Annotated in this window: 6 protein-coding genes and 1 CRISPR repeat array; all 6 genes read left to right on the top strand. The window is 70.0% G+C overall.

The genetic code is table 11. From position 1 onward, the window contains the following. Positions 1-128: 128 nt before the first annotated feature. Positions 129-706: a CRISPR direct-repeat array (repeat unit 29 nt; unit sequence GTGCTCCCCGCGCACGCGGGGATGGTCCC). Between the two features lie 146 nt (positions 707-852). The 6 genes from cas3 to cas6e are packed head-to-tail and all read left to right on the top strand — an operon-like array spanning position 853 to position 8,634. Beyond that, positions 853-3,723: a CRISPR-associated helicase Cas3' gene (gene cas3, locus ABZ470_RS39350; RefSeq protein ID WP_362918016.1), complete on the top strand. Its 2,871-nt coding sequence runs from the start codon at positions 853-855 to the stop codon at positions 3,721-3,723. Beyond that, the gene (gene casA, locus ABZ470_RS39345; RefSeq protein WP_362918014.1) at positions 3,713-5,413 is read left to right on the top strand and encodes a type I-E CRISPR-associated protein Cse1/CasA; all 1,701 of its coding nucleotides are present in this window, start codon (positions 3,713-3,715) and stop codon (positions 5,411-5,413) included. The genes cas3 and casA overlap by 11 nt, the downstream gene beginning before the upstream one ends. Positions 5,414-5,415: 2 nt before the next feature. Beyond that, positions 5,416-6,045: a type I-E CRISPR-associated protein Cse2/CasB gene (gene casB, locus ABZ470_RS39340; protein ID WP_362918012.1), complete on the top strand. Its 630-nt coding sequence runs from the start codon at positions 5,416-5,418 to the stop codon at positions 6,043-6,045. Continuing rightward, on the top strand, positions 6,042-7,232 hold the full coding sequence (gene cas7e, locus ABZ470_RS39335; RefSeq protein WP_362918010.1) for a type I-E CRISPR-associated protein Cas7/Cse4/CasC: 1,191 nt from the start codon (positions 6,042-6,044) through the stop codon (positions 7,230-7,232). Before casB ends, cas7e begins: the two co-directional genes overlap by 4 nt. Beyond that, positions 7,229-7,921 (top strand): type I-E CRISPR-associated protein Cas5/CasD, encoded by a 693-nt coding sequence (gene cas5e / locus ABZ470_RS39330; protein WP_362918008.1) that lies wholly within the window; start codon positions 7,229-7,231, stop codon positions 7,919-7,921. The genes cas7e and cas5e overlap by 4 nt, the downstream gene beginning before the upstream one ends. Beyond that, positions 7,921-8,634 carry a type I-E CRISPR-associated protein Cas6/Cse3/CasE gene (gene cas6e, locus ABZ470_RS39325; protein ID WP_362918006.1) on the top strand — a complete coding sequence of 238 codons (714 nt, stop codon included), beginning with the start codon at positions 7,921-7,923 and terminating at the stop codon, positions 8,632-8,634. The genes cas5e and cas6e overlap by 1 nt, the downstream gene beginning before the upstream one ends.

Raw genomic sequence — 8,634 nt, 5'->3', positions numbered from 1 at the left:
TGTTGTGTCGCACGTTAGCCTGTGGTTGGCGTTGTCTCGGTGAACTTGATGGTGTGTCCGGTATGTCCAAGTCGATGGAAGTGATGAATTTCGGCTCTCTGCGCTGGTAAACCCGCAGGTCAGCGAGGGTGCTCCCCGCGCACGCGGGGATGGTCCGGTCGTGAGGTTCTGCCGGAAGGTCTCGCCGTCGTGCTCCCCGCGCACGCGGGGATGGTCCCGGCAGCTCGAAGTTGAACCCGCTGATGAACGAGTGCTCCCCGCGCACGCGGGGATGGTCCCGAACTGCTCTTGATCTCCTGCCACGTCATCGGGTGCTCCCCGCGCACGCGGGGATGGTCCCCACCATCCGGCGAATGTCGGTTGAATTCAAGGGTGCTCCCCGCGCACGCGGGGATGGTCCCACCTGCGTGTCCAGCTCGCTGGAGTGGACAGGGTGCTCCCCGTGCACGCGGGGATGGTCCCAGGACGCCGGAGTGCCCGCATGACCGGCCGGAGTGCTCCCCGCGCACGCGGGGATGGTCCCCCATGCGTTTGATCCGCACCCGGGCGACCGCCGTGCTCCCCGCGCACGCGGGGATGGTCCCCCCGGGTTACCGGCAGAACGCCGTCCCGCTGCGTGCTCCCCGCGCACGCGGGGATGGTCCCGAGTCCTACGGTGTATGGGGAGGACGATCCGAGTGCTCCCCGCGCACGCGGGGATTTTCTAGGGTGAAGTCCTTTAGTGGGATATATAGGACGCAAATGGAAGGAATTCATGCTCAATAGGGTGATCTTTCCTCCCTGAATATCAGGGGCAGGGGAAATTCGAAATTTTCGAGACACGTTCGGCGGGTGTGTGCTTAATTAACTCCCGTGTCGAACACAAGGTCGAACAACCCCTTCGCTCAGGGGCTTTCTGAGGCCGGCCGTAAGGTGTGGGCCAAGCATGATCACGATGCCAACGGGTGGCTTCCGTTGTGGCGGCACATGGCGGACAGCGGTGCGGTCGCCGGGTTGTTGTGGGATCACTGGCTTCCCATGCAGGTCCGCAGACTGATCGCCGAGGCGCTTCCCGAGGGGGAGGCCGACGCGCACAGGCTGGCGGTCTGGATGGCCACCACCCATGACATCGGCAAGGCCACCCCGGCCTTCGCCTGCCAGGTCGAGTCGCTGGGCGACAAGATGCGCGAGGCCGGGCTGGAGATGCCCGTGCGTGAGCGGCTGACCGACCGTCGTCTCGCTCCGCACGGCCTGGCCGGGCTGGTGCTGCTCCAGGAGTGGCTGATCGAGCGGTACGGCTGGGCGAAGACGACGACCCTGCCGTTCGGGATCGTCGCGGGTGGGCACCACGGCGTCCCGCCCACCAGCTTGGACGTCAAGAACCTGAACGATCGTCCCGAGCTGTTGCGTACCCCGAGCTGCGCGGAGCGGTGGCAGGACGTGCAATGGGAGATCCTCGACCGGTGTGCGCGGGTGTGTGAGGTCGAGGACCGGCTCACGGCGTGGCGGGAGGTCAAACTCACGCAGCCCGCGCAGGTGCTGCTGACCGGGCTGGTCATCGTGGCCGACTGGATCGCCAGTAACTCCGACCTGTTCCCCTACTTCCCCGATGCGGCCAACCAGAGCGACGAGGAGCGGGTCAGGGCGGCGTGGCGTGGGCTGGATCTCCCCGCTCCGTGGCGGGCGACGGAGCCCGTGGGGGAGGCGGCCGATCTTTTCGCCTCCCGGTTCGAGTTCCCCGCCGGGGCGAAGATTCGCCCTGTTCAGGAGCAGGCCGTACGGCTCGCCCGGGAGATGGACGTGCCCGGTCTGATGGTGATCGAGGCCCCGATGGGAGAGGGGAAGACCGAGGCCGCGCTGGCGGTCGCCGAGATCTTCGCGGCCAGGTCGGGCGCGGGTGGCTGCTTCGTCGCGCTGCCGACCATGGCGACGGGCAGCGCCATGTTCCCCCGACTGTTGAAGTGGCTGCGCAGGCTTCCCGGCGAGCGGCGTTCGGTGCTGCTGGCGCACTCCAAGGCGGCGCTGAACGAGGACTACGCCGACCTGATGCGGGCCGGTAGGCGCGGGATGCGTGCGATCGATCAGGACGGCGAGCAGCGGCGTGGGGAACGTTCCACAGTTCTGGTCGCGCACCGGTGGCTGCGGGGCGCCAAGAAGGGGATGCTCGCGTCGTTCGTCACCGGGACGATCGACCAGCTGCTCTTCATGGGGTTGAAGAGCCGTCACCTCGCGCTGCGTCACCTGGCCCTGGCGGGCAAGGTCGTGGTGATCGACGAGGCCCACGCGTACGACGCCTACATGAACTCCTACCTCGACCGAGTGCTGACGTGGCTGGGCACCTACCGGGTGCCGGTCGTCGTGCTGTCGGCGACGCTCCCGGCCGCGCGGCGGCGTGAGCTGGCCGAGGCGTATGCCGGGGCGGCGAAGGGCAGCGAGAGCTTCGCGAAGCTGGAGGTCGCGGAGGGCTACCCGCTGCTGACGACGGTCCAGCCGGGAGGTGAGCCCGCGTGCGAGCCCGTCGCGGCGTCGGGCCGGGAGACCGAGGTGCTGCTCGAACGGCTGGACGACGATCTCGACGAACTGCGTGAGCGGCTCGCGAAGGAGCTGGCCGAGGGCGGCTGCGCGCTGGTGGTGCGCAACACCGTTGACCGGGTGCTGGAGACGGCCGCCTGCCTGCGGGAGGAGTTCGGCGCGGAGAACGTCACCGTGGCGCACGCCCGGTTCGTCGACCTGGACCGTGCCGCCAAGGACGCCGGCCTGCTGGACCGCTTCGGTCCTCCTGAACGGAGCGAGGGCCGCAGGCCCGTCGGCAGCCCACACATCGTGGTCGCCAGTCAGGTCGCCGAGCAGTCCCTCGACATCGACTTCGACCTGCTGGTGTCCGACCTGTGCCCGATAGATCTGCTGTTGCAGCGTATGGGCCGCCTGCACCGGCATGTGCGTGACGACCGTCCCGAGCTGTTGCGTACGGCCCGCTGCCTGGTGGCCGGTGCCGACTGGACGGCGACGCCGATCGATCCGGTGAAGGGCTCCCGAGCCGTCTACGGGTCGTACGCGCTGCTGCGGTCGGCCGCCGTGCTTGAGCCGTACCTCACCGGGACGGCCCCGACGGGCCACGCCGTACGGCTGCCGCAGGACATCAGTCCGCTCGTACAGCGGGCCTACGGGCCGGAGCAGGTCGGCCCGGACGGCTGGCAGGAGGCCCTGGCCCGTGCCCGCGAGGAGCATGATCTGCACCGGGGCAAACAGCACGACAAGGCGCAGGGCTTCCAGCTCGCGGCGGTGGCCAGGGCGGGGCGGTCGCTGCTCGGCTGGATCGAGGCGGGAGTCGGCGACGCGGACGACAGCCCCAGGGGCCGGGCGCAGGTCAGGGACGGCCGCGACTCCGTGGAGGTGCTGGTGGTCCAGCGCCAGGCGGACGGCTCCCTGGTCACGCTGCCGTGGCTGGACAAGGACCAGGGAGGGCTCGAACTCCCGGTGGACACGGCGCCCGAGCCGAGCCTCGCCCGCGTCGTTGCCTCGTGCGGCCTGCGGCTGCCGCATCACTTCTCGTATCCCGGGGTGATCGACCAGGCGATCGAGGAGCTTGAGGCCGGTTACCTCCCGGCCTGGCAGTCGAAGGAGAGCCCCTGGCTGGCCGGGGAGCTGCTGCTCGTGCTCGACGAGGAGAGCCGGGCCCGGCTGGCCGGCTACGACCTGCACTACACCCCCGACGACGGCCTGAAGGTGACCCGTGCCGAGTGACCTGTCCTTCGACCTGACCCGTGAGCGGTGGTTGCCCGTACGGCGCCGCGACGGCAGCGCGGACGAGCTTTCCCTGGGGGACATCTTCGCCCAGGCCGCCGACCTGCAGCGGATCGTGGGAGACGTGCCGACGCAGGAGTTCGCGCTGCTGCGGCTGTTGCTGGCGATCCTGCACGACGCGATCGACGGGCCGAAGGAGATCGAGGACTGGCAGGAGCTGTGGGACAACGGCCTGCCCGTCGATCGGATCACGGGATATCTGGACGAGCACCGCGACAGGTTCGACCTTCTCCACCCGGAGCGGCCGTTCTTCCAGACGGCTGGGCTGAGCGCCGTGTCAGGGGAGGTCAGCGCGCTGGACCGGTTGGTCGCCGACGTTCCCAACGGCAGGCCCTTCTTCACCATGCGGGCCAGGGGCGTCGATCGGCTCAGCTTCGCCGAGGCCGCCCGATGGCTGGTGCACGCTCACGCCTTCGACACCTCCGGCATCAAGACCGGCGTCAAGGGCGACGACCGGGTCAAGGGCGGCAAGACCTACCCCCAGGGGGTCGCCTGGGCGGGCACCCTCGGCGGTGTCTTGGCCGAGGAGGACAGCCTCGCCGAGACGCTGCTGCTCAACCTGGTCGCCTTCGACACCCCCGGTCTGCGGATCGACGCCCATGACGACCTGCCCGCCTGGCGGCGTGGTCCGTCGAAGCCGGGCCAGCTCAAACCCGTTGAGCTGAGCACCCGCCCCAACGGGCCGCGTGACCTGTACACCTGGCAGTCCAGGCGGGTCAGGCTCGCCTTCGACGCCGACGGTGTGCACGGCGTCGTCCTGACCTATGGAGATCCGCTCACCCCGCACAACAAACACACCCGTGAGCCGATGACGGGCTGGCGGCGCAGCCCGGCGCAGGAGAAGAAGCTGGGCCTGGCTCAGGTGTATCTCCCGCGCGAGCACGACCCCAGCCGCAGCGCGTGGCGAGGGCTCGGGGCACTGATCGCCGGTCGGGCCGAGGGAGGCGAGCCGCGGGGCGAGGCGGCGGCCATCGTCCGGCCGCGCGTCCTCGACTGGGTCGCCCGCCTCACCGTCGAGGGCGACCTGCCCGCCGACCTGCTGATCCGCGCCCGGCTGTTCGGCGTGGTGTACGGCACGCAGCAGTCCGTCATCGACGAGATCGTGGACGACGCCGTGGAGATGCGGCTCGTCCTGCTGAGACAGGACGACCGGCGGCTCGGTCAGACGGCGATCGACGCGGTGGCCGACGCGGAGAGGGCCGTGACCCTGTTGGGCGACCTGGCCGCCGACCTCGCCAGGGCGGCCGGTGCTGACATGGAGGCTCCCAAGGCCGCGGCCAGGAGCCTCGGGTTCGCCACCCTCGACGGGGTGTTCCGCGACTGGCTCGCCACGCTCGGCTCCGAGGACACTCCCGCGGATCCCCGCGCGGCCTGGCAGGACGAGGCGCACCGGTGCGTCAGGAGCCTGGGTGAGGACCTGGTCAAACAGGCGGGGGAGGACGCCTGGCAGGGGCGCGTCGAGACGTGGAACGGCAAGCAGGTCTGGTTGAACACCTCACGGGCCGACCTGGTGTTCCGCGCCCGGCTGCGCAAGGCGTTGCCCGGCACGGGCCGTCCGGCCGGTGGTTCCCCAGACGACGAAACCGGCGATTCCCCGGATGGCGGCAAGTCGCCGGATACGGAGGCATGAGCATGACCACCCCAACCATCCGGCAGCCCGTGGCGAAACGGGTAAGTGAGGCCGTCGGTGCGCGTGTCGGCGCCCTGCAGCGGGGCTACCTCAACGACGAGAACTGGGCCGTCGCGGCTCTGGCCCAGCTCAGAGGTGGCGCGGGCAAACTCCCCGAAGAGGCGCACGACCTGGTCGGACTGACCGGTGCCGAAGGACTCTACGACGAGGGAGGGCTCTCCGAGACCGAGGAGATCAGGGCGGAGGCCGCGCTCTTCCTGGCCGTCACCCTCTACGCGTTGCACCAACAATCACGTTCGACGGAGGGCATGCACCGGCGCGGGACCGAGCTGGGCGCCGCCGTACGGCGGTTGATGCCGCCCGGTGACCTCGACGAGCCGGTCCTGAAGCACTTCAAGCGTGTCGGAGCCGCCGAGACCCGCGCGGCGCTGGCCGAGCGGCTACGCCAGATCGTCTCGCTGCTGCGCAGGGAGTCGATCCCGCTCGACTACGCCCTGCTGGCCGAGCAGCTCTACCTGGCCCAGACCCCGGAGGGGATGCGTCAGGTCCGTGCCAGGTGGGGGCGCAGCTTCCACGCATACCGTTCCACCGACTCCGGCGACGCCGGTTCCACCGACAAGGACCCCCGATGACCCGCACCATCCTCGACTTCCACGTGCTGCAGACCGTTCCGCCGAGCTGTCTGAACCGCGACGACACCGGAACCCCCAAGACCGCCGTCTACGGCGGGGTGCGCCGTGCCCGGGTCTCCAGCCAGGCGTGGAAGCGCGCGACCCGGCAGGAGTTCCACAACCTGCTCGACCCCTCCGAGCTGGGAGTCCGTACCCGCAGGATCGCCGAGCTGCTGGCCGTACGAATCGGGCGGATCGACGGGACGATCGCGGAGGCGGAGGCGTGGAACCTGGCCGCGCAGACGGTCCAGCTCGCCACCGGCAGCAAGGTCGAGGCCCCCAAGCGCAAGGCCAAGGAGGGGCAGGAGGCCGCAGTCGCGCCCGAGGCGAAGTACCTGCTGTTCCTCAGTGCCCACCAGCTCGACGGACTGGCCGAGATCGCGGCCAAGGGACACGGGGCGGGCAAGGACTACTTCAAGGACAAGACCACCAAGGAGCTGGCCAGGCAGCTCGCGGGCGGCAGGCACTCGGTGGACATCGCGCTGTTCGGCCGCATGGTCGCCGACGGCGCCGAGATCAACGTCGATGCGGCGGCGCAGGTCGCGCACGCCATCAGCGTGCACCGGGCGGACAACGAGTCCGACTACTACACGGCGGTCGACGACTACAAGGAGCGGGAGGACGACGACGCGGGCGCGGGCATGATCGGCACCGTGGAGTTCAACTCCGCCACCCTCTACCGCTACGCCGCCGTGGACGTCGACCTGCTGCGCCGCAACCTCGGGGAGGGCCTGCGGGAGGACGAGCAGACCACCGAGCCCGTACGGCGGGCCGTCGAGGCGTTCACCCGGTGCTTCCTGACCTCGATGCCCACCGGGAAGATCAACACCTTCGCCAACCACACGCTGCCGGACGCGGTGCTGGTCAAGGTCCGTTCCACCAGGCCGGTCAGCTTCGCCGGGGCCTTCGAGGAGCCGTGCCGTACGGAACCGGAGACCGGTGGATATGTCCGGCACGCGGCACGGGCGCTGGCCTCCTACGTCCCTGAGGTCGAGAAGGCGTACGGCGTCGCAGGCGGTGACCCCGCGTGGTTGCTGCGGATTGGGAGCAGCACCGAGGCGCTGTCCGGCCTCGCCACGGAGGTGTCCCTCGACGAACTGGTGAAGGCGGTCGGCGCCGAGGTCGTCCGGCGACAGGGCGGGGCATGAGCGTCCTGTTGATGCAGCTGGCCGGTCCTCTGCAGTCATGGGGAGCGTCCTCGCGCTTCGCGCGCCGTACGACCGAGGCGGCTCCGACCAAGAGCGGCGTCATCGGACTGCTCGCGGCGGCGGAGGGGCGGCTGCGGACCGACGACATCGACGACCTGGCCGCGTTGCGCTTCGGGGTGCGGATTGACCAGCGTGGCACGCTCCTGCGTGACTTCCACACCGCGCACCACTTCGCGGGCGGCGAGGCCATGCCGGTCTCCGAGCGGTTCTACCTGTCCGACGCGGTCTTCGTCGCCGGAGTCGAGGGGGAGGAGGAGACGGTAGAGGGGCTGTACCGGGCGTTGCGGGAACCGGTCTTCCCGCTCTATCTCGGTCGCCGCTCCTGCCCGCCGTCCCGGCCGGTGGAGCTGGGGGTTCGTCACGACCTCACCTTGGAGGAGGCGCTACGGGCGGAGGAGTGGCGGGCCGCGCGGTGGTACCAACGGCGGCAGCGCGACACCGTCAACCTGGAGATCCTCGTCGAGGGGCCGGGGGAGGACACCCTGCGTGACCAGCCGCTCAGCTTCGACCCACTGCACCGCCGATACGCCCTGCGCGGCGTCCGGCACCTGCCACCGGTGCGGATGCAGGTGCCCGGCGCCGTCGTGCGGCCCGGCCACGATCCGATGTCCGCGCTGGAGAGCGTCTGATGTATCTGACCAGGTTCCGTCTCAACACCGCCAGGATCGGTGCCCGCAAACTGCTGGCGTCGCCGCAACGGCTGCACGCCGCGGTGATGTCCTCCTTCGCGGAGGTTCCACAGGTCGGCGAAGGCCCGAGGGTGCTGTGGCGACTCGATCGCGGCGGGGCGGCCGAGACCTTCCTCTACATCGCCAGTCCCGGCGAACCCGATCTCACCCATCTGGTCGAGCAGGCGGGCTGGCCCCAGACAGGCCGGTGGGACACCCGTGACTACGAGTCCTTCCTGGCCCGGCTCGCCAAGGGAGACCGGTGGGCCTTCCGGCTCACCGCCAACCCCGTCCACAGCATCCGCCGCACCCCGGAGGAACCGACCAAGGTCACCGCGCACGTCGGACGGCGTCACCAGTCGGGCTGGCTGCTGACCCACCAGGAGAAGGCGGGGTTCAGAGTGATCGAGACGCCGCAGGAACGGCGTCTCCTGCCGGAGGACGAACAGTACGCGCTGACGCCGAAGGGCGACCGGTACGAACTGGTCGTCCACGAACAGCGACAGCTCTCCTTCACCAAGACCGGGCAGCGGAAACCGGTGACGCTGACCGCCGTCACGTTCGACGGGCGCCTTGAGGTGACCGACCCGGACGCGCTCCGCCGTACCCTGACCCACGGCCTCGGCCGGGCCAAGGCGTACGGCTGCGGCCTGATGACGCTGGCGGTGGTGTGA

Origin of the sequence: Streptosporangium sp. NPDC020072, assembly GCF_040631445.1 — a bacterium.
Taxonomy (GTDB): domain Bacteria; phylum Actinomycetota; class Actinomycetes; order Streptosporangiales; family Streptosporangiaceae; genus Streptosporangium.
Note: the sequence above shows the minus strand (reverse complement) of the source record. Positions and strands in the feature narration are given on the sequence as shown.

What these genes read in the sequence shown, in the direction of transcription:
- casB (WP_362918012.1), top strand. Translation starts at nt 5,416, where the DNA reads ATGACCACCCCAACCATCCGGCAGCCCGTGGCGAAACGGGTAAGTGAG.
- cas5e (WP_362918008.1), top strand. Translation starts at nt 7,229, where the DNA reads ATGAGCGTCCTGTTGATGCAGCTGGCCGGTCCTCTGCAGTCATGGGGA.
- cas6e (WP_362918006.1), top strand. Translation starts at nt 7,921, where the DNA reads ATGTATCTGACCAGGTTCCGTCTCAACACCGCCAGGATCGGTGCCCGC.
- cas7e (WP_362918010.1), top strand. Translation starts at nt 6,042, where the DNA reads ATGACCCGCACCATCCTCGACTTCCACGTGCTGCAGACCGTTCCGCCG.